The sequence below is a fragment of the Enterococcus sp. DIV1328a genome (genome assembly GCF_050536905.1).
GTDB classification, from domain to species: Bacteria; Bacillota; Bacilli; order Lactobacillales; family Enterococcaceae; genus Enterococcus; species Enterococcus faecalis.
In genome coordinates this window covers 552,366-573,152 of sequence record NZ_CP172912.1, presented here as the reverse complement: position 1 = coordinate 573,152, position 20,787 = coordinate 552,366, and the positions used below count along the sequence as shown (strand labels likewise).

The following is a 20,787-nucleotide window of genomic DNA, read 5'->3' as shown; positions in this document are numbered from 1 at the left end:
ATAAAAACATATAACTTAATTTGCAACAATATTTACTAATTTATCTGGAACAGCAATCACTTTGCGCACTGTTTTTCCTTCAATAAATTCTTTAACAGCTTCATGGTTCATTGCAATTTGTTCTAATTCTTCTTTGCTTAACCCACGAGCGACATTTTGTTTGCCACGTAATTTTCCGTTCACTTGGAAAACTACTTCCACTTCATCTTCTACTAAGGCTGCTTCATCATAGGTTGGCCAAGGGACATAAGTTAAACTTTCCTCGTTACCTAAAATTTGCCATAGTTCTTCACCAATATGTGGCGCGATTGGCGCAAGTAATTGGACAAATCCTTCCACATATTCATAAGGTAAGGCATCCACTTTATTGGCTTCATTCACAAAAACCATTAATTGAGAAATCGCTGTATTAAAGTGCAAGTTTGCCATATCTTCTGTCACTTTTTTAACCGTTTGATGATAAACTTTCGTTAAACGGCCATCATTAATTGTGGTAATTCGGTCACGCATTTTGCCTTCTTCATCAACAATCAGACGCCAAACGCGATCTAAGAATTTACGACTTCCTTCTAAGCCTTTTTCATTCCAAGCAATGGAAGCATCTAATGGGCCCATGAACATTTCATAAAGACGTAACGTATCCGCACCATATTTAGCCACCACATCATCGGGATTTACAACATTGCCACGTGATTTAGACATTTTTTCGTTGTTTTCTCCTAAAATCATACCTTGGTTGTATAATTTTTGGAAAGGTTCTTTGGTAGGAACCACACCAATATCATATAAGAATTTATGCCAAAAACGAGCATAAAGTAAATGCAACACCGCATGTTCGGCACCACCAATATAGATATCAACTGGTAACCAACGTTTTAATTTTTCAAAATCAGCAATTTCATTTTTATTATGAGGATCAATGAATCGTAAGTAATACCAAGAGCTTCCAGCCCATTGTGGCATAGTATTCGTTTCACGTTTTCCCTTCATACCAGTTTCAGGGTCGACGACATTGACCCATTCATCAATGTTTGCTAATGGCGATTCCCCAGTTCCACTTGGGCGAATATCCGATGTTACTGGTAAACGTAGAGGTAACTCAGATTCAGGAACCGTTGTGGTTGTTCCATCTTCCCAATGGATCACAGGAATTGGTTCACCCCAGTAGCGTTGACGAGAGAATAACCAGTCACGTAAACGATAAGATACTTCTTTTTTCCCTACGTGATTTTCTTCTAGCCACTCATTCATTTTAGCGATGGCTTCTGCTTTGTTTAATCCATTTAAGAAATCAGAATTGATATGCGGTCCATCCCCTGTATAGGCTTCTGTTGTAATGTCGCCACCTGCGATTACTGGTAGGATATCAATGCCAAATGTTTTCGCAAATTCGTAATCCCGTTCATCATGCGCTGGGACCGCCATGATTGCGCCTGTGCCATAGCTTGCTAAAACATAATCGCCAATCCAAATTGGAATTTCTTGGCCATTGACCGGGTTTATAGCATACGCACCTGTGAAAACACCTGTTTTTTCTTTTGCTAAATCCGTTCTATTTAGATCAGATTTTTTTGAGGTTTCTTCAATATATGCTTCTACAGCTGCTGTTTGTTCAGGTGTCGTAATTTTTTTCACTAGTTCTAGTTCAGGAGCTAGAACAGTATAGGTTGCACCGAACAAGGTATCAGGACGGGTTGTAAACACCGTGAAACTTTCTTCTGTACCAGCGACTTTAAAGGTCACATTGGCTCCTTCAGAACGTCCAATCCAATTTCGTTGCATATCTTTAATACTTTCTGGCCAATCAACAAGCTCTAAATCTTCTAATAAGCGATCTGCATAAGCAGTAATTTTCAGCATCCATTGACGCATTGGTCGGCGAACCACATCATAACCACCACGTTCACTTTTTCCATCAATGACTTCTTCATTTGAAATAACAGTTCCTAGTTCAGGTACCCAGTTAACCGCAACTTCTGCTTCATAAGCTAACCCTTTTTCATATAATTTTGTAAATATCCATTGTGTCCATTTGTAATATTCAGGATCAGTGGTATTAATTTCGCGATTCCAATCATAGCTGAATCCTAGTGAATTAATTTGGCGACGGAATGTTTCGATATTTTTCTTAGTAAATTCAGCTGGGTCATTTCCTGTGTCTAACGCATATTGTTCTGCTGGCAAACCAAACGCATCCCAGCCCATTGGATGCAACACATTATAGCCTTGCGCACGTTTCATACGTGAAAGAATATCGGTTGCTGTATAGCCTTCCGGGTGACCTACGTGTAAGCCTTGTCCAGATGGATAGGGAAACATATCTAGTGCATAAAATTTTTCTTTATTTGGGTCGTCCAATGTATTGAAACAATTGTTCTTAGCCCAATATTTTTGCCATTTTTTCTCAATCTCTTTGTGATTGTAGCTCATGTTATTCCTCCTAGTAATATAAAATTTTTCATTCTTAAAATTTGCCACCTGCAGCCATTGTCACTATTCTGACTTAAACTAGCCACTTAGTGATAAAAAAAAAGTCCTATAGGAAAAATTCCTATAGGACGTGAACATACAAATGCAACGTGGTACCACCTAAATTCGTCAAAGAAACGGTCAGTCACCGTCACCTTAACCTCAAACGTCTTAACGATCGTCACCGACTTTTCCTACTTGGTTTGTTCAAAAAAGTAACTTAAAGGCGAGTTCAAAAGCTTCTGTACGTATTTCCACCAGCCATACGCTCTCTATCACATGGTTCTTTCTACTATTCCTTCTCATTGTTTTTTTCTATTATAAGACTCATGTTACCAAAGATAGCTATTTTTTTCAATCTTAAATTAACCAACTTTTAAAGTTTGACCAATATAAATTGTATCCCCGCTTAAGCCATTTAATTGTTTGATTTTTTGGATGCTGATTCCGTATTGCATTGATAAGCCCCAAAGTGAATCACCGCTTTTAACTGTATGGCGTTTGCCTGATGCACTATTTGTTGAAGAAGCATTGCCACCTGCAGAAGCGCCTTTTTTCACGATGATTGTTTGACCAGCAAAAATTAAATCGCCTTTGATCCCGTTCCATGAACGTAGATTAGCAACACTCACGCCAAACTGTGCAGAAATTTTATTCAGCGTATCACCTGATTTAATCGTGTAGGATGTTGTCGCACCGCCACCATTATTCGTAGGCTTGTTCGTATTCGTTGAACCTGAGTTGGCACCTTTTTTCACGATAATCTTTTGACCAGCAAAAATCAAACTACCGCTGATGTTATTCCAGGCTTGTAAGTTAGCCACACTAACACCGAATTGTGCAGAAATTTTGTTCAAAGTATCCCCTGATTTAATCGTGTAGTACGTATTCGTTCCTGATTGATTATTGTTAGAACCACCATTGCTTGAGCCGCCGGTGTTACCTGAATTACCTTTTTTCACAATAATTTTTTGACCAGCGAAGATTAAATCGCCAGAGATGCCGTTCCATGAACGTAAATTAGCAACGCTCACACCATATTGCGCGGCAATTTTGTTCAAGGTATCGCCTGATTTAATTGTGTAATACGTATTCGTTCCTGATTGATTATTGTTAGAACCACCGCTGCCTGAGCCACCAGTGTTACCTGAAGCACCTTTTTTCACGATGAGCTTTTGACCAACGAAAATTAAATCGCCAGAGATGCCATTCCATGAGCGTAAATTAGCAACGCTCACGCCATATTGCGCGGCAATTTTATTCAAGGTATCCCCTGATTTTACAGTATAGTACGTGTTCGTTCCTGATTGATTATTGTTAGAACCACCGTTGCCTGAGCCACCAGTGTTACCTGAAGCACCTTTTTTCACGATGAGCTTTTGACCAACGAAAATTAAATCGCCAGAGATGCCATTCCATGAGCGTAAATTAGCAACGCTCACACCATATTGCGCGGCAATTTTATTCAAGGTATCTCCTGATTTTACAGTATAGTACGTGTTCGTTCCTGATTGATTGTTCGAGCCGCCTGTTCCTGGATTAACTGTTCCGCCCCCAGTATTTCCACCAGAAGATGGTGTATCATATTGAGTTAAGTTATATGCGGTAATGACATTATTTAATTTAGCATTGTAGCTAGGATCTGTCGCATAACGACCTGTTAACCAAGCAGTTGCATCGCGATACGAGCTTGTATTGCTTTTCCAAGCCCCAGCATAATAGTAAACGCCCGCTTGGAAAGAAGTTGTTTTTAGCACGTGCGCATTATCTTGGAATGATTCCATGTAAGAAGGATATTTACGGAAAGGTTCTTTTTTCACTAGCCATTTGCCGTTTAAATATTCCCATGTATCCATATAGACAGATTGTCCATTGTAGCTGCCTTTAATCCCAAATAAGTTATAGTTTGGTGCCTTAGATAGCGTACTTGCTCCCCAACCACTTTCAACGATTGCTTGAGCCATCATCACTGATGCATATAAATCATTGGCTTGCGCAATAGGTTGTGCACAACGTGCTAACTCGGCAATAAATTCTGAAGGACTTTGCGTCGGTGATAACGCTGAAAAAGTTTGCGCAGAAGCTACTCTAGCTTCTGGTACTTTTACTTCATCATCGGGTGTAACCGCAGGCGCTGCTTCAGACTCGGTTGCTGAAGGAGCTACTGGCGTAATTTCTGCTACTGAAGAATCAGTCGTTCCTGATTCCACAGGTGTAGTTGAATCAGCTGTTGGTTGCTCGGTACTTGGTGTTGTTGGTGTTTCTTTTGATGATTCAGTTGTCGATTCAGTCGTTGTTGACGAATCCGTTGTCGGTTGTTCCGTAGTTCCTGGCGTAGTTTCTGTTGTTGGTGTCTCTACTAAGCCAGTTTCCGTAGTAGGTGCTTGGGCAACTTCCGCATTTGTTGGCTGCTCTTCTGTTGCCTCAGCAGTCACTGGTAGTAACGCAACGGGCGTTCCTACAGATGAAACAATTAACGCCGAGCTGAATAAAGTAGTGCTCTTCTTCCATTGTACTGGCGTTTTCTTTCTTTGTTGTGCTTTCCTTCTTTCGATACGTGACATTGATTCTTTCTTCATTGATACGTCCCCAACTTTCCTTTTTTAACTTATATGTAAATGTAATTTTTTAGTTTTGTTATTATAACAAGTATACCTTTTTTTCTGGCGAATTAAAAACACTTCAACAAAATTTCATATTACTGTAACTAGATTGTAAAGAAGTAATGTTTTTTAACATGGATTTCCTCTCTTGTTACTACTCGGAAAAAAACTGCGACTTTAGTTGTAGACGCTTCTTTACCTTAGTCTGATTTTTTTAATTCCTCTTGTTATTCGCTCAAAAAGAAATTATAGTTTAAGATGAGAAATGAATCGTGTAGAAAGAGGGAGCGGAATGAATAAAGAACATTTTATTATTGAGCTGAAAATTTATTTAAAAGCATTAAATCCAAAAGATCAAGCTATTATTCTTGCGAAATACAAGGCGTTATTTGATGCTCGTGTTGCGGAAGGCGAAACAGAAGAACAAGTGGCAAAATCATTGGGGAAACCACGGGTTATCGCAGAAGAAATTTTAAAAGAACAAGGCATCGAATTGACGGAACGAAAAATTGAAAATAATGGCTGGCAAGAAATTCCAGCGGCTACACCTGCTTATGATCATCCCTATGAAGAAGAATCTGAATTTTACTATGATAATGATTCTCCATACTATCAACGACCACAGCATCGGCCACTAACCCGATTTTTCCAAGTGCTTGGTATTTTCTGTTTAAATTTTTTCTTCATGTTTTGGGTTATTTTAGGGATTGCCTTAATGTACGTCGGTTGTGGTATTGCCGGAGCTGCAACTTTATTTTCACCAATTTATGGTATTTATAGTGTTATTACCCAAGCAAATGCCGCTTCCTTTTTCCAATTATCTATGAGTCTCTTTTTATTTGGTGCATCAATCATTGGTTGGTTACTGTTTCTACCAATTTTAAAATTTTCAGCACATGTCTTTAAGCGTTATTTCCAATGGAACATTGCTGTTTTACGAGGTGATATCTAATGAAAAAAACAACAGGGATTCTCTTATCCATTGCTGTCTTAGCGATGCTAATTGGTGGATCTGGCGCCGTCTATTATTACAAGCAAGCGGAAAAATCAGTCACACCGCTAAAAGAAAGTTATACACTAAAAAATAAACAAGCAGGCGAAGAACTTCACTTATCCTTAAAAGGCAAAGGCCCTTATACCATTTATAAAACTGATAGTAACAACATGGGATTACGATCACCGAATAATGCCTTTTATTCAAAAGCTGAAGGCACCTTAGATGTCAAAGAAGAAAAAAATAAAATAACAGCAACCATCAATACCACTCGTACACAAAACCAACCCGAATTGTCATTCTTTAATATTGGTATTTTTAGTGACTTCACACCGAACGTGAGTGTCCAGATTCCTAATAATGTGAAAAAGTTAGTGATTGATGGCTCAACCCATTCACAAGTTTCATTGAATGCTTTTAACGTAGACGAATTAACAACTAATCTACCAAATTCTTATGTTAGTCTATCGGGTGTTAAAGCCAAAAAAATGACGCTTAACTCTTCAGATGGTATCTACCTTTCAGCGGATACTTCCGCTAAAAAAGCAACAGTTGAAACCACTGACGGCGATATAACGTTGGATTCAGCCTATTTCGATGAAATCAAAAATACTACTATTTCTGGTGATATTCGAGTGCAAAATGCTCGTGGAAACATCCAAGCAACAACGACAGATGGCGATATTAGCGTCTATGATTTCAAAGGAGAAGCTAACTTTTCAAGTGAAAATGGTGATTTTTCTTTAGACATGCCTGCTGTGCCTAAAAAATTAACTGTCGCTCTTGTCCATGGAGATATTTATGTAAATTCTGGAGAAATTTTGCGTAACATTTCAATCAAAGGGGAATCAAAATTAGGCGATGTTCAACTTTTAAACAAAGAGCGAACATCTTATAAGAATGGTCGTGCGAATACAGAGTTTAACCTTTCTAGCGAATTCGGCGATATTACCGTTGATACTCCTGACGACGATAATCAATAAACATGGCCATTAAAAAAGTTCTGGCAGCACAATCTCTCATTGTGGTGCCAGAACTTTTTTAATATCTGTATCCCCTCCAATCAGGCAATGAAATTATCTTTTAATTTTTTACCCTTTTGATGGTATAATACGGATTGTTGCGATTAAATTTTGAAAGGATTTTTTATGAAAAACAAACTTTATTATCAATTTGCAGGTAGTTGTTTTCTTTTAGTATTTATGTTTTTAGGCTATGTTGTTCGTTTTTATCCAACCTGGCTCAAAGGCTTTGATCAAACGATTACTTCTTTTGTTCGTCGTCCTTTTCCACAGCTAAATAACTTTTTTATTTGGTACACCAAATTTGCCAATTCATTGACGATTATCATCTTAGCGATCGTTGTCATTGCTCTATTTATTGTTTGGAAATATTATGCTGAAGCATTATGGCTCTTTATTAATACTGCCTTAATTGCTGGCGTAGGTAATTCTTTATTAAAATTATTCTTTATGCGCCAACGTCCTACTTTGGAGCATTTAGTAACTGAACATACGTATAGTTTTCCTAGCGGACATGCTGTAGGAAGTACCTTGTTCTACGGCACTATTTTATTGATTCTGCCAATTTTCATTAAGAATAAAACGGTCCGCCTTTGTGTGCAAATTTTACTAGGTATTGGGATTTTCATGATTGGGGTTAGTCGAATCTATTTAGGTGTCCATTTCCCTAGCGATATCTTAGGTGGTTTTTGTCTTGGTTTAGCTTGGTTGTTATTAAGTTACCCTATTTATTTAGAAAAATGCTTTGTTTGGCGATTTCAAAGCAAACAACGCTAGAAAGAAGTCTTGATTATGCAAATTTTTCCTTATTCAGATGATCCAAATAAACGCTATCACACTTGGAACTATGCACTTCGTCAACAGTTTGGTGAAAAGATTTTTAAAGTGCCAATTGATGGTGGCTTTGATTGCCCCAATCGTGATGGGACGGTTGCCAAAGGTGGTTGTACGTTCTGTAGTGTTTCTGGCTCAGGCGACATGATTGTTGCACCTAGCGATCCCCTGCCGCTTCAATTTCAAAAAGAAATCCAATTGATGCATCAAAAATGGCCAACTGTCGATCAATACATTGTTTACTTCCAAAATTTCACCAATACACATGCGCCAGTTGACGTTATTCGTCATCGGTTTGAACAAGTAGTCAATGAAAAAGGCGTCGTTGGTTTATCCATTGGTACCCGTCCTGATTGTTTGCCTGATGAGGTGGTGAACTATTTAGCCGAATTAAATGAACGCTTTTATTTATGGGTAGAGTTGGGTTTGCAAACCACATTTGAGGAAACTAGCGCTGCCATTAATCGCGCTCATGATTATCAAACATATCTAGATGGCGTGGCTAAATTACGGAAACACGGGATTCGGGTCTGTACACATTTAATTAACGGGCTACCTGGTGAAACACCTGCCATGATGCGCGAAAATGTGCGGCGAACTATTCAGGATTCAGATATCCAAGGGATTAAACTGCATTTACTTCATTTAATGACAAATACCAAAATGATGCGAGATTATAATGAAGGACGCTTACAATTGATGAGCAAAGAAGCCTATGTTTCAGTGATTTGTGATCAGTTAGAAATGATTCCACCCGAAATTGTTATTCATCGCTTAACAGGCGATGCCCCCTTTGAAACAATTATCGGACCGATGTGGAGCTTGAAAAAATGGGAAGTCCTCAATGCGATTGATGCGGAAATGAAACGCCGCAACAGTTATCAAGGAAAATATACTGTCATTTCAGGAAAGGAAGTTTTCAATTAATGCTACAAACAGCCCTACATTTTAGTCACCAACTTTTAAAAGAAGTGGTGGAACCTGGCGACTTCGTCATTGATGCAACAATGGGAAATGGTCATGATACAGCATTCTTAGCAGAGCTGGTTGGCCCTTCTGGTGAAGTTTTCGCCTTTGATATCCAAAAAGAAGCGTTGATCAATACAGAACAAAAGTTAACAGAACTTAATTTACTCCCACAAACTACGTTATTTCCATTAGGACATGAACATCTTCATGCTGTCCTAGATGAAGAAACAGAAATCACTGCCGCTATTTTTAACTTAGGCTATTTACCTAAAAGTAATAAGGAAATTATTACAAAACCCGCTACGACTAAACAGGCGTTAGATGGGTTACTGCCTCATTTGGTAAAAGGAAGTCGCATTATTTTAGTCGTTTATTATGGCCACGAAGGTGGTTCAGAGGAACTTGATTTGGTCACGAATTACACGCAAGCCTTACCACAAGATGTATACAGTGTCTTACGTTATGAGTTTATCAATCAAAAAAATCAGCCACCTGTTCTTTTCTGTATTGAAAAGAAATAAGAGAACATGGTCGGATTGTCTCTAGCAATCCGACCATGTTCTCTTTTATTTGTTTTGTTACTCTGTCAATTCACCATCACGAATACGAACCACTCGATCACAGTATTTCAACAAACGCTCATCATGTGTCACCATGATAATTCCTTTATCTTTCTCTTTAGCCTCTTTCGCTAGTAATTGGACAACATCAAACGCCTTTTCTGTATCTAAACTAGCCGTAGGTTCATCTGCCAAAATTACGTCTGGCTCATGATACAATGCACACGCAATGGCTACCCGTTGTCTTTCCCCACCAGAGAGATCACGAGGATAACTATTTCGTAATTCTTTTAACCCCAACGTCTCTAACAATTGCTCTTTTAATTCCCTATTTTTACGTGACTTATCAACTTTTTCAATTAAGTGAAATTGATCTTCCACTGTTAAAAATGGCACCAAATTAGAGCTTTGTAAAATAAAGCCGATTTTTTGAAAACGTTGCGCCAAACGTTGCTTTTTCGTTAACTTATTTAGTGATTGCCCGCCAACAATGACTTCACCACTTGTCGGTGCCTGTAAGCCAGCTGCAATCGTTAAAAAGGTACTTTTACCAGAACCAGAAGGACCAATTACTGCGACAAATTCACCTGGCTGAACCGCAAAAGATAATTCTTTTAACGCGATCACTTCTGTATGTTTTTCACCATATTTTTTATAAATATTTTTCATTTCTAAAACATTTGCCATGTCTCTAACCTCCAATCGCGATTAACGGATCAATTTTAGCAATCGTTCGAATTGAAAATGCCCCGCCAATTAATGCAGATAAAATCAATAGTACACTAAACAAAATCATGCGTGGTCCATTAGTTGCATAAGGCATCGCTTCTGGTAAAAAGAGCACGGTAATTCCCGTTAAAGCAAGACCAATCGCCACTCCTAGAACAGCCAATAAAGCGGTTTGTAGCATGACTGCCTTTGCTAAGAAACTAGTCGGCACCCCTTGAACTTTTAAGACACCGAACATTGCTGTTTTCTGTAAAGTCATCACAAAGATAAAAATACCGATAATGAACGCTGCAATCACAATCAAGAAATAAATCATGCCATCCAAGGTCAAGTTTTGAGCGCTGTATCCTGGCAGTTTTTCAATAAAATCTGAAATTGAAAGAACTTGGCTGTCTTTATTAGTCGTTTTAACTTCCGTGTTGTCCTTGCTGCGAACAATGAAACCATTAACCATTTTGGCCATTGCTGGATTGTCACCATATTTAATTGACCGCCAAGTATCCAGAGAAGTGTAAATAACCGGCACAATGTTATAGCTACTTTTAGAAATAAAGCCGACAATTTCTAATTGCTCATCATATTTCCCTGCAGTTAATTTGTCGCCAATTTTAAATCCTTGATTTTTCAATGTTTCTGAAGCAATCACTTGATTTTTATCAGTAAATGCGTTTCCTTCAATCACTTTTGGCATTAAAAAACTTTCTTTTTCAATCCCAAATAAGCTAACATTCGTTAATTCAGCCTTTTTGTCATCTGCTGGGCGGATGGCTAACGACTGTTGACCAATCGGTGCAATTTTGCCTCCTGAAATCGTTTCTTTCACGTTCTCATCTAACACTGATACATTTAAATTACTATTGGCCTCTTTTGATAAAACCACTTGATTCGCTTGCCATTGATCTACCGCTAAACGATTTCCTTGAGCTAAACCGTTCGCTAAACCTGACAAAATAAAAATTAACCAAGCAATCAAGACCATTACTAAGACTACAAGGACGTACCGTCCTTTTGAATACTTCATTTCATTAAATCCTAAAAACATGAATGGTTCACCTCTTTCTTCTTTTCGAAATAAACTATATCACTTATCAATCGATAAATCAATAATTATTTATCGATTGATAAGTGAATTTTACAAAAAAATAGAGAAGTCTGTTTTTCAACAGGGCTTCTCTATTTTTTATTTGTGACTTTTCAGAACGCCATGTAGCATAAATTGAATAAATTTTTTGACATCGTCATCCACTGTTTTTCGCTGGTACGTTTTTTCAATACTTAATAATGCACTAACGTTATATAAAATAAACCGAGTTGCATCATCTACACTGATGCCCTCTTGTAAGCAATTGGTTTCAGGTTCACTTTCAAAAATAGCCGCAATATTATTGATATAGGTTTTTTTGAAAATTTGATACAGCGTACGATTGTAATCAGGGCTCATTTCTTGAAACATGTCGTTCAACATTAAGAAAAGATTGGTCGGATGTTCATCTAACAAAACTTTGATTAATTGATAAAGTTTTTCTTCTACTGATGCATTTCCAGAAACAATTGGGACTAATTCTTCCTGAACACGGGACGTTAATTCTTCAATCACAGCTAAATACAGTTCTTTTTTATTTTTAAAATGGTGATAGAGATTCGGTTGGGTAATGTTCGCTTTTAAAGCAATTTCACGAGTGGAGGTATTTTTGAACCCCTTTGTCATGAATAATTCAGAAGCGACAGACAAAATAATTTGCCGTGTACGTTCTAAATCAGCTTTGCGTTTATTTGGCTTTTCCATGGTTTTCTCGCCCCCTGCTGCTTTTTATTTTAGCATATTCTCCGGCAAGAAACGAGAGACCTTTATACAAAAAACGAAAAATATACAATCAATGTGCCTGCTATTTGGAGAAGAATCGCGCAATAATACCACCGCTGCAAATGTGTCAACCAGCCTTTTTCGCCCCCAAGATAAATCAACCACTGCATTCCAGATAAAAAACTATTAGCCAACAACCAAAAAAGTAGTGCCGATTTTATCCATCGATTCTCTCTGAATACACTCAGTACAAACAAAGGATTTAGCACCAAAAACGTGCGCCGTAATTGCCGTACATTCCTCATTTTTCCATTGATATTTCTCCTTTTTCTATTTAGCATAGCAAAAAGAGCCTGGGACAAAAATCACTTTGAATTTTTGTTCCAGGCTTAAAAATTGATAAACGGCGGGAACAGAAGCAACTCCTTCGGAAATAAGTCAAAATTCTCCAAAAATTATAGAACAATTTTCGGAAATTCCTTCTTATTTCTCGGAGTTAAACACTTCTGTCCCGACCTCTTTCAACTTATTCAAAAACAAATTGATTTTTATAAAGTTCCGCATAGAATCCATCTTGTTCAACTAGTTCATGGTGGTTGCCTTCTTCAATGACTTCACCGTCTCGTAAAACAATAATCCGATCCGCATTTAGAATCGTTTTCAAACGATGGGCAATCACAAAACTGGTGCGCCCTTTAATTGCTTCGTCCATCGCTTTTTGGATTTTAGCTTCTGTTACTGTATCAACATTACTTGTTGCTTCATCCAAAATTAATAATTCTGGATTGGTAATAATCGTTCGTGCAATACTTACTAATTGCTTTTGTCCCGTACTGAAAAGGTTATTCTCTTCCGTAATCTCAGTATCGTAGCCTTGCTCAAGATTTACAATAAATTCATGGATATTCGCTTGTTTCGCTGCTTGAACAATTTCTTCATCCGTGGCCTCTGGCTTACCAAAAGCAATATTCTCACGAATTGTTCCTGAAAATAGAACGGACTCTTGCAAAACAATGCCTACATGTGAACGCAAGCTATCTAAATCCATTTCACGAATGTCCACACCATCAAACGTCACGGCGCCTTCATTCACATCATAAAAGCGATTCATTAAATTCATAATCGTTGTTTTTCCTGAGCCTGTCGGTCCGACTAAAGCGACCATTTCACCTTTATCCACATGAATAGAAACATCTTTCAACACAGGCGTTTCTGGATTATAGCCAAAAACAACATGATTTAAAGCCACAGCTTTGTTAATCTCTTCTAATTTTTCGCCATTTTCGGGACGAATTTCATCTGGTTCATCAAACATCTCATTTAAACGACGAGCGCCTGTAACAGCTAATTGAATCATGCTATAACCTGAAGAAATTTGCATCAATGGTTGATAATATTGTTGAGAATATTGGACAAACATAACGACTAAACCTAACGCAGCGGCACGATCAACAGAGCCATTGATTGCTAACCAACCACCAAAGAAAATAACAATTGCCGTATTGACTAATGACATTCCTTGCATCATTGGGAAAAGTAATCCTGAATACACTTGACCTTTATACGTAGCTGCACGGACTTTTTCATTTTGCTCTAAAAAGCCGTCAATGGTTTCTTCTTGTAAGCCATTAGTGATAATCACACGTTGCCCACTAATTTTTTCATCCATATAGCCATTTAATTTACCCACTTCATCTTGTTGTAAATCGACATATTTACGCGCCTTGCTAATCACAAAGACCGCAATTAAAATCGCAATCGGCGTAGAAGCAATTGTGGCCCATGCCAGTTCCACATTTTGACGGAACATCATGATTAAGACACCAACCAATAAGGCAATATTGGTTAATACTTGTAGCAACGCTTGGTTTAAACTGTTTTGGATGTTGTCTAAGTCACTAGTAAAACGACTTAAAATTTCACCATCTTGATGAGAATCAAAGAAACGAATCGTCAATTTTTCTAATTTATTAAACAAACCAATCCGCATGCGGTTTGTCGATTTTCCCACGACTTGTGTAAAGAGAATACTATAAATGAAACTAGCGGCACTAGTTAAGACATAAAAAATGAGCAGTTTCCAAATGACAGAAACGAACGCACTTTTATCGTCTTTTCCTTGCATCACATTAACCGCATATTTCGCTAATTCCTGAATAGCTTCCCCAACGAATTGCGGCGCTTTGACTTGTAAATAAGTCGCTGCGAAAATTGCTAAGAAAATAAAGAGGAAAGAAACTTTGTAACGTTTTAAATAATGATAGAAAAATTTACTAGCTTTTATTAAATCAGTCATTAAGCTTCCTCCTTTCCTTTTTGAGTTTCGTAAATTTCTTGATACACGGGGTTCGTAGCTGCTAATTCTTCATGCGTGCCTTCCCCGACTAAACGTCCATTATCCAATACTAAAATACGATCTGCATGGACAACAGAAGAAATTTTTTGGGCAATAACGATCGTGGTAGTCTCTTTTAACTCTTTATCCAACGCTTCTCGGACTAACCGCTCCGAACGAGCATCCAACGCGCTGGTACTATCATCTAAAATCAAAATTTTAGGCTCACCAATCACACCTCTTGTAATTGATAACCGTTGTTTTTGTCCACCAGAAAAGTTATTACTCCGTTCTTCGACGGGTGCATCATAACCTTCTGCTAATTTTTCAATAAATTCCTTGGCTTGGGCGATGCCTGAAGCCCGTTCCATGTCCGCTTCAGAAGCGTCACGTTTACCATGGCGTAGATTTTGCGCAATCGTTCCAGAGAACAGGATTGCTTTTTGCAACACAAAGGAAACTGTTTTTCGTAAACTGTGTTCGTTCACTTCTCGTAAATCGACACCACCAACTTCAATCTTTCCTTCTGTCGGATCAAACAAACGTGGAATTAATTGTGCCAATGTAGATTTACCAGCGCCAGTTGCGCCCACAATCCCAATCATTTCACCTGGCTGAATAGAGAAAGTGATGTCTTTCAAGGTATCTTCTTCATCCCCAGGATAACGGAAAGATACGTGATCAAACTCAACACTACCAATTAACTCTTGTTCTGGGACTTTTTTGTAGGTAACATCTGGTTCTGTTTCCATCACTTCTTTAATCCGCTTAATGGAAACAGCGGCACGAGAAGTCATCATCATCATCATTCCGCCGATAATAATCGCCATCATGATTTGCATTAAATAGTTCATAAAGGAAGCGACACCACCGATTAAAGTTGGATCGTCCTTGACTAAGTTACTCACAAAGAAAATCGAGCCTACAACGGCTAAGTTCGCCACCAACATAAACGCTGGAATCATCACAGCAAATAAGCTACCTACGATTAAGTTATGGGTGGTTAATTCTTCACTCACTTTTGTAAAACGTGACAATTGATTTTTTTCTTGAACAAATGATTTGACGACACGAATGCCTAACAAATTTTCTTTTGCGATACCATTAATCTTATCAATCAAGTTTTGAATAATCATGAAATGCTTGCCCATTTGCGAAAAGGACAGCATAGAAATCAAAATAACTGCGATGACAAGTGCAACAATCACCCACCATAGTTGTGGCAAGGTTAGCATCGCTAAAATAAAACTCCCGATAAATAAAAAAGGAATTCTAAAAAGTGTCTGCAACGCAATCATAATGACATTTTGAATTTGAGTAACGTCATTTGTTAAACGAACAACTAAGTTACCTGCTGAAAATTTTTCGATATTGCCAAATGAAAAAGTTTGGATTTTGCGGAAAGTTGCTTCACGAATGTCAGCACTGACACCTTGGGCAACTTTGGCAGAAAAAATTGTATTAATAACCCCTGCAACGAGTCCTAATCCTGCAATGGCAATTAATTGAATCCCTAAGTTTTTCATTTTGTCGCTATCGTCATTCATAATTGCTTCCAACACTTGTTGTAACAATTTTGGTTGCCAAAGTGCTGAGACAACCATTACGATCACCGCCAACAAGGCAATAACTACCGAGCCTTTGTATTTTTTGGCGTGTTGAATAATAAGGTCCATCTTATCCCTACTTTCTTAAAATAGTTCCCTGCTTCTTCAGTGTTGGTCTGCGAATTCTTCCCCATTACAAAAAAATCAATTTGCTCATTGACTTCACCAATTTAACACTGTAAAATAAGGCCGATTCATAATTTACCATTTTTAGTGGTAAAATACAAGCGAACAAGTTAATTTTTCACAAGTTTTTCCTATCATAAAGTGTACCTTCTTTTTGATAAACTTACGAAGATAACGTTTAATAGGAGCTAAAATCATGGAACCGAAATTATCAAAAGACACGATTATTGCAGCCGCATTTTCTTTGTTAGAAAAAAGTCCTACTTTAGAACAACTTTCTATGCGTAAAGTCGCCAAACAGCTTGGTGTACAGGCGCCCGCAATTTATTGGTATTTTAAAAATAAGCAAGCCTTACTTCAAAGTATGGCTGAAGCGATTGAAGAGCACTTTCAAGAACCTGCATTATGTGGTGAATGGTATTCTGACTTACTGGCCTTCATGGAAAACTATTATGATCTCTATCAACAATTTCCCTGTGCCGTAGCCATCGAAATCCAAACCGTCCCTGCCTATCCCCAACGATTACGCCATTTGAATCAAATGATGGGCATTTTAAGAGAAGCAGGTTTTTCACCAGAAATGACTCATTTAGCAGTAACGTCTTTACAACATCTTTTATTTGGGATGATTATGGACGCAACGGAGGAAAAACAGCTCGTTTCGCAAGTGTTGAACGGAGATGACTATTTAAAAGAACAAGTGCTGCACATGAAACAATATGTCTCCGACAATGAGTTAACGTACATGGAGGAAAGCATTCAATTTCGACACTCCATCCACCAAAAATCCGCCTTTATTCAAGCCGTTAAAACCTACTTAGATGGGTTGCAAGCAGACAACACATCTTCATCTAAATAAAAAAAGCCCTTGGTCCGTCAGTCATTTCGACTGACGGACCAAGGGTTAACTTTTAAAATAAATCTTGAAAACTACTTTCTCTATTTTGGTATTGGTAGCCAAGCCAAGGCTTTTTGAATCCATTCATCCCAGAACACCCAGTCATGTTCTCCTGGTCCAGTTTCAAAAGTGTAACTTGCCTGTGCCTGTTCCAACGCTTGAGCCATCTGTTGATTAGCAGAAAGTAACATATCTTGCTCCCCACAACAAAGGTAAAATTGGGGCATTTCTGTTTGGCTTTCTACTAATTGTTGTAGTAAATACAGCGGATCGTGAATAGAACCTTCAATTTGATCTAACGGGCCAAAAATACCTTCCCAATAGCTTCGCTTACGGACTTTTAATAATTCCCCAAAACTAGTGGATGATAAACTGACTGCCCCAGACAAAGAAGCAACGGCTGCAAAAGATTCTGGTTTCGCTAATCCTAATTTCAAGGCGCCATAACCACCCATTGACAAACCAGCGGCAAAGGTTTTTTCTCGTTTTGTACTTAACTGTGGAAAGAGTTGATGACAAATTATCGGTAATTCTTCTGAGATAAACGTCCAATAGTTCATATCGTATTGTGTGTCCGTATACCAAGCTAAATCCGTGGACGGCATAATGACAGCAATCCCCAAATCAGTGACATACCGCTCAATAGAGGTTCTGCGAGCCCAGACACTGTGATTCCCTCCCATCCCATGTAATAAATACAACACGGGAATATCTGTTAATGCTGCTTGGGTACTTGTGCCCACTTTTTTTACCGTTTCTTGTGGTAAAATTACGTTCACATTCACTTCCATTTCCAATACATTTGAATAAATATTTGCTTGTAAAAAGGCCATCTACTTTTCCCTCCAATACTCTTTCTATTAGTGTACCACTAAACCTTCGCTCGTTGCGCTTTTGCGAAAATATTTAACAAAAGAGCAACAACAACTAAGCCCGCACCCACTAAGTAAACATTATGCAGACCTGCATAGAGGATACCGCGTAATGGTTTTAACAACGCAGCTGGAATTAAATTTGCAGTATGTGGATTCACTAATTGATTCATGACATCTGCATCGACGTTTAACGCGCTCGCTTCCAATTTCGCAAACATTCCTGCATTTAAAATCACACCAAAAATTGACACCATCACAGTCTGCCCAATTGTACGCACCAACGTATTAAACGATGTTGCAACCCCCATTTTTTCAGGCTCCACTGTACTTTGTGCTGTCACCGTAGTCGTTGTGATAGTAATCCCAAAACCAACTCCTAAGACAGAAGACACTACAAAGAAAAGCCAAAACGGAACGGCCATTGGCATTACCACTAAAAAGATGGCCCCGACTAATAGAATCGATAACCCAATCGTTAAGACTTTTTTCATAGCATATTTTTCCATAAAGCTACTTGCTATAAATGATCCAGCCATCCAAAGTAACGACATAGGCGCTAAAACTAAGCCACCAATTCCTGCACTTTTTCCTAAGACACCTTGCATCCACATCGGAATGTAGACATCAATCCCCATTAAGAAACCGCTAATAAGCGCTGCAATAAGATTTACTAAAACAAACGTTGGTTGATTAAATAAATGCAAATCAATCACTGGGTCTTGCGCGCGTTTTTCTATCATCACAAACGCTACAAAAAAGAGCACACTCAAACTCAAACAACCAAATGTTACTAATGTAAAACCATTATCGCTAATCATTTGAAAACCTAGCAATAACGTTAGCAGAACGGCCATCAAAGTAACGCTGCCCAAAATATCCATTGGCATCTTGGTCCGTTCCCGCTTTGGTTCAACTAAGAAAATACTAATCAAGCCCAATAAAACAAGTCCAATAGGAACATTAATGAAGAAAATCCAATGCCAACCGACTGTATCTACAATAAAACCACCTGCTAACGGACCAAAAATACTAGCAATTCCCCAGGCGGCACTGTTTAAACCTAAAATTTTCGCTCGCTTGTCCAATGTATACATGTCGGCAATAATGGTTAACGCAACTGGTAAAATTGCGCCTGCCCCCACACCTTGAATTGCGCGGGCAATAATTAAAGTCAACATATCTTGGGCAAAGCCACACAACGAGGAGCCCAAAATAAAAATAATAATGCCAATCATGAAGACAGGTTTACGACCAATTTTATCCGCAAGTTTCCCATAAATCGGTGTTAACATCGCATTCGTTAATAAATAAATTGAAAATACCCAGTTCATAATTTCCATGCCATGTAACGAGCCGACAATCGTTGGCATCGCAGTAGACACAATGGTCCCTTCAATGGCTGTCATAAATGTTGCCACAAAAACACTCACCGTGACTAACTTAACATTTGTTTCTTTTGCCATTTGTTCACATCCTTTTCTATTCAATTGTCAATTTTCTAAATTGCTCCATAGCTATTCTATACAAAAAAGAACAAAATGTCTTAAAAAAATGCTTTTTCATAAAAAAATTATTCCCAAAAAACAAGAAGTCAGCCAAGTATTGGCTGACTTCTTATTTTTTTATTTAATTATTCAGCTAAACTAGCTTTTAACGCTTCAACTTTATCTGTTTGTTCCCAAGGTAAATCAATATCTGTTCGACCAAAATGACCATAAGCCGCAGTTTGTTTATAAATTGGGCGACGTAAATCTAGCATTTCAATAATACCTGCTGGACGTAAATCAAAGTTTTTACGAACTGCTTCGATTAATTTACTTTCTGGAAGAGCACTCGTACCAAACGTATTAATAGAAATAGACACTGGTTGCGCCACACCAATTGCATAAGCTAATTGGACTTCTACTTTTTTCGCCAAACCAGCAGCAACAATGTTTTTCGCGATATAACGCGCAGCATAACTAGCAGAGCGGTCAACTTTGGTTGCATCTTTTCCAGAAAAAGCGCCGCCGCCATGACGAGCATAACCGCCATAAGTATCAACGATAATTTTACGACCAGTTAAGCCGGCATCTCCTTGAGGGCCACCGATTACAAAGCGACCAGTTGGGTTGATAAAGTATTTTGTTTCATCATCTAAAAGTTCATGAGGAATCACCTCATTGATTACTTGTTCTTTAATGTCTTTTTCGATTTGTTCTAAGGTTGTTTCATCATCATGTTGTGTACTGATGACGATCGTATCCACACGTTGTGGTTGACCTTGATCATCATATTCCACTGTTACTTGAGATTTTGCATCAGGACGTAAGTAAGGTAAGACTTTTTCCTTCCGCAATTCTGCTAAACGGCGAACCAAACGATGACTTAACGCAATCGGTAATGGCATTAATTCTGGTGTTTCGTCAACGGCAAAACCAAACATTAAGCCTTGGTCACCAGCGCCAATATCGTCTTTTTCATCTTGATCACGCACTTCTAAGGCTGCGTCAACCCCTTGAGCGATATCAGGTGATTGCTCATCGATTGCTACAAGAACTGCGACAGTCTCTCCATCAAATCCATATTTTGCTCGTGTATAACCAATATCTTTCACAGTTTGACGAACAATTTTTTGGATATCTACATAAGCTGTTGTAGAAATTTCTCCAAATACTAGGACTAAACCAGTTGTTACGGATGTTTCACATGCCACGCGGGCCATCGGATCTTTCTCCAAAATCGCATCTAAAATTGCATCACTGACTTGGTCAGCTACCTTATCTGGATGTCCTTCTGAAACGGATTCTGATGTAAATAAATGTCTTTCTGTCATAATGTTATTCCCCCTAAATAGTTTCGGTTACAAGGCATCTTTAGTAAGTAACGACAATTACTTGCTAAATCCTTTCGGGAACTTGTAACAAAAACAGTATACCAGATATCTAAAAAAAAAGCTTAGGTTTTCAAGAAAATCATTAAA

At 38.2% G+C, this 20,787-nt stretch carries 16 protein-coding genes, 1 riboswitch and 1 other annotated feature; of the genes, 6 read left to right on the top strand and 10 right to left on the bottom strand.

Annotation, left to right across the window (positions count from 1 at the left end; all coding sequences use genetic code 11):
* Nucleotides 1–15 precede the first annotated feature (15 nt).
* Together leuS and IGL93_RS02800 are read right to left on the bottom strand one after the other, a co-directional pair.
* The gene (gene leuS / locus IGL93_RS02805) at nt 16–2,430 is read right to left on the bottom strand and encodes a leucine--tRNA ligase (protein ID WP_284954693.1); all 2,415 of its coding nucleotides are present in this window, start codon (nt 2,428–2,430) and stop codon (nt 16–18) included.
* 121 nt (nt 2,431–2,551) lie between these two features.
* Nucleotides 2,552–2,784: a binding site (T-box leader), on the bottom strand.
* 50 nt (nt 2,785–2,834) lie between these two features.
* Nucleotides 2,835–5,048 carry an autolysin gene (locus IGL93_RS02800; RefSeq protein WP_010775641.1) on the bottom strand — a complete coding sequence of 738 codons (2,214 nt, stop codon included), beginning with the start codon at nt 5,046–5,048 and terminating at the stop codon, nt 2,835–2,837.
* Nucleotides 5,049–5,364: 316 nt separating this feature from the next.
* Here IGL93_RS02800 and IGL93_RS02795 point away from each other — a divergent pair, with 316 nt between their 5' ends.
* The 5 genes from IGL93_RS02795 (at nt 5,365) to IGL93_RS02775 (ending at nt 9,412) form a co-directional block, all read left to right on the top strand.
* Nucleotides 5,365–6,024: a DUF1700 domain-containing protein gene (locus tag IGL93_RS02795; RefSeq protein WP_002381265.1), complete on the top strand. Its 660-nt coding sequence runs from the start codon at nt 5,365–5,367 to the stop codon at nt 6,022–6,024.
* Nucleotides 6,024–7,049, top strand: a complete 1,026-nt coding sequence (locus IGL93_RS02790) for a DUF4097 family beta strand repeat-containing protein (RefSeq protein WP_010775640.1) — start codon at nt 6,024–6,026, stop codon at nt 7,047–7,049. Before IGL93_RS02795 ends, IGL93_RS02790 begins: the two co-directional genes overlap by 1 nt.
* Before the next feature lie 165 nt (nt 7,050–7,214).
* Nucleotides 7,215–7,865, top strand: coding sequence for a phosphatase PAP2 family protein (locus IGL93_RS02785; protein ID WP_430600021.1), 651 nt, complete (start codon nt 7,215–7,217; stop codon nt 7,863–7,865).
* Between the two features lie 15 nt (nt 7,866–7,880).
* Nucleotides 7,881–8,849 (top strand): TIGR01212 family radical SAM protein, encoded by a 969-nt coding sequence (locus IGL93_RS02780; protein ID WP_002355668.1) that lies wholly within the window; start codon nt 7,881–7,883, stop codon nt 8,847–8,849.
* Complete coding sequence (locus IGL93_RS02775; protein WP_002355667.1) at nt 8,849–9,412, top strand: class I SAM-dependent methyltransferase; 564 nt, start codon at nt 8,849–8,851, stop codon at nt 9,410–9,412. Before IGL93_RS02780 ends, IGL93_RS02775 begins: the two co-directional genes overlap by 1 nt.
* 57 nt (nt 9,413–9,469) lie before the next feature.
* On the opposite strand, the gene IGL93_RS02770 is transcribed toward IGL93_RS02775, so the two are convergent.
* The 5 genes from IGL93_RS02770 to erfC form a co-directional block, all read right to left on the bottom strand.
* The gene (locus IGL93_RS02770) at nt 9,470–10,138 is read right to left on the bottom strand and encodes an ABC transporter ATP-binding protein (protein WP_010775638.1); all 669 of its coding nucleotides are present in this window, start codon (nt 10,136–10,138) and stop codon (nt 9,470–9,472) included.
* A 4-nt stretch (nt 10,139–10,142) separates the two neighbouring features.
* A complete protein-coding gene (locus tag IGL93_RS02765) occupies nt 10,143–11,222 on the bottom strand; it encodes an ABC transporter permease (RefSeq protein ID WP_002373458.1) in 1,080 nt (359 codons plus the stop codon).
* Between the two features lie 138 nt (nt 11,223–11,360).
* A complete protein-coding gene (locus tag IGL93_RS02760) occupies nt 11,361–11,966 on the bottom strand; it encodes a TetR/AcrR family transcriptional regulator (protein ID WP_010775637.1) in 606 nt (201 codons plus the stop codon).
* A 544-nt stretch (nt 11,967–12,510) separates the two neighbouring features.
* Nucleotides 12,511–14,280: a multidrug ABC transporter ATP-binding protein/permease ErfD gene (gene erfD / locus IGL93_RS02755; RefSeq protein WP_002358756.1), complete on the bottom strand. Its 1,770-nt coding sequence runs from the start codon at nt 14,278–14,280 to the stop codon at nt 12,511–12,513.
* Entirely contained in the window at nt 14,280–15,995 is a 1,716-nt protein-coding gene (gene erfC, locus IGL93_RS02750) for a multidrug ABC transporter ATP-binding protein/permease ErfC (protein ID WP_002368063.1), read from the bottom strand. The genes erfD and erfC overlap by 1 nt, the downstream gene beginning before the upstream one ends.
* Nucleotides 15,996–16,248: 253 nt before the next feature.
* Here erfC and IGL93_RS02745 point away from each other — a divergent pair, with 253 nt between their 5' ends.
* The gene (locus IGL93_RS02745) at nt 16,249–16,911 is read left to right on the top strand and encodes a TetR/AcrR family transcriptional regulator (protein WP_002358755.1); all 663 of its coding nucleotides are present in this window, start codon (nt 16,249–16,251) and stop codon (nt 16,909–16,911) included.
* Between the two features lie 80 nt (nt 16,912–16,991).
* Here IGL93_RS02745 and IGL93_RS02740 read toward each other — a convergent pair whose 3' ends face one another.
* From IGL93_RS02740 to metK, 3 genes are all read right to left on the bottom strand, one after another.
* Nucleotides 16,992–17,783: an alpha/beta hydrolase gene (locus IGL93_RS02740; protein ID WP_010713864.1), complete on the bottom strand. Its 792-nt coding sequence runs from the start codon at nt 17,781–17,783 to the stop codon at nt 16,992–16,994.
* Between the two features lie 38 nt (nt 17,784–17,821).
* Complete coding sequence (locus IGL93_RS02735) at nt 17,822–19,288, bottom strand: MDR family MFS transporter (RefSeq protein WP_002355658.1); 1,467 nt, start codon at nt 19,286–19,288, stop codon at nt 17,822–17,824.
* A 167-nt stretch (nt 19,289–19,455) separates the two neighbouring features.
* Nucleotides 19,456–20,640, bottom strand: a complete 1,185-nt coding sequence (metK, locus tag IGL93_RS02730) for a methionine adenosyltransferase (RefSeq protein WP_002376004.1) — start codon at nt 20,638–20,640, stop codon at nt 19,456–19,458.
* Nucleotides 20,638–20,733: riboswitch (SMK box riboswitch) on the bottom strand. It overlaps the preceding gene by 3 nt.
* Nucleotides 20,734–20,787 lie beyond the last annotated feature (54 nt).

Coding starts and splice junctions, on each gene's coding strand:
- leuS (WP_284954693.1), bottom strand. CDS start 2,430: ATGAGCTACAATCACAAAGAGATTGAGAAAAAATGGCAAAAATATTGG.
- IGL93_RS02800 (WP_010775641.1), bottom strand. CDS start 5,048: ATGAAGAAAGAATCAATGTCACGTATCGAAAGAAGGAAAGCACAACAA.
- IGL93_RS02795 (WP_002381265.1), top strand. CDS start 5,365: ATGAATAAAGAACATTTTATTATTGAGCTGAAAATTTATTTAAAAGCA.
- IGL93_RS02790 (WP_010775640.1), top strand. CDS start 6,024: ATGAAAAAAACAACAGGGATTCTCTTATCCATTGCTGTCTTAGCGATG.
- IGL93_RS02785 (WP_430600021.1), top strand. CDS start 7,215: ATGAAAAACAAACTTTATTATCAATTTGCAGGTAGTTGTTTTCTTTTA.
- IGL93_RS02780 (WP_002355668.1), top strand. CDS start 7,881: ATGCAAATTTTTCCTTATTCAGATGATCCAAATAAACGCTATCACACT.
- IGL93_RS02775 (WP_002355667.1), top strand. CDS start 8,849: ATGCTACAAACAGCCCTACATTTTAGTCACCAACTTTTAAAAGAAGTG.
- IGL93_RS02770 (WP_010775638.1), bottom strand. CDS start 10,138: ATGGCAAATGTTTTAGAAATGAAAAATATTTATAAAAAATATGGTGAA.
- IGL93_RS02765 (WP_002373458.1), bottom strand. CDS start 11,222: ATGTTTTTAGGATTTAATGAAATGAAGTATTCAAAAGGACGGTACGTC.
- IGL93_RS02760 (WP_010775637.1), bottom strand. CDS start 11,966: ATGGAAAAGCCAAATAAACGCAAAGCTGATTTAGAACGTACACGGCAA.
- erfD (WP_002358756.1), bottom strand. CDS start 14,280: ATGACTGATTTAATAAAAGCTAGTAAATTTTTCTATCATTATTTAAAA.
- erfC (WP_002368063.1), bottom strand. CDS start 15,995: ATGGACCTTATTATTCAACACGCCAAAAAATACAAAGGCTCGGTAGTT.
- IGL93_RS02745 (WP_002358755.1), top strand. CDS start 16,249: ATGGAACCGAAATTATCAAAAGACACGATTATTGCAGCCGCATTTTCT.
- IGL93_RS02740 (WP_010713864.1), bottom strand. CDS start 17,783: ATGGCCTTTTTACAAGCAAATATTTATTCAAATGTATTGGAAATGGAA.
- IGL93_RS02735 (WP_002355658.1), bottom strand. CDS start 19,288: ATGGCAAAAGAAACAAATGTTAAGTTAGTCACGGTGAGTGTTTTTGTG.
- metK (WP_002376004.1), bottom strand. CDS start 20,640: ATGACAGAAAGACATTTATTTACATCAGAATCCGTTTCAGAAGGACAT.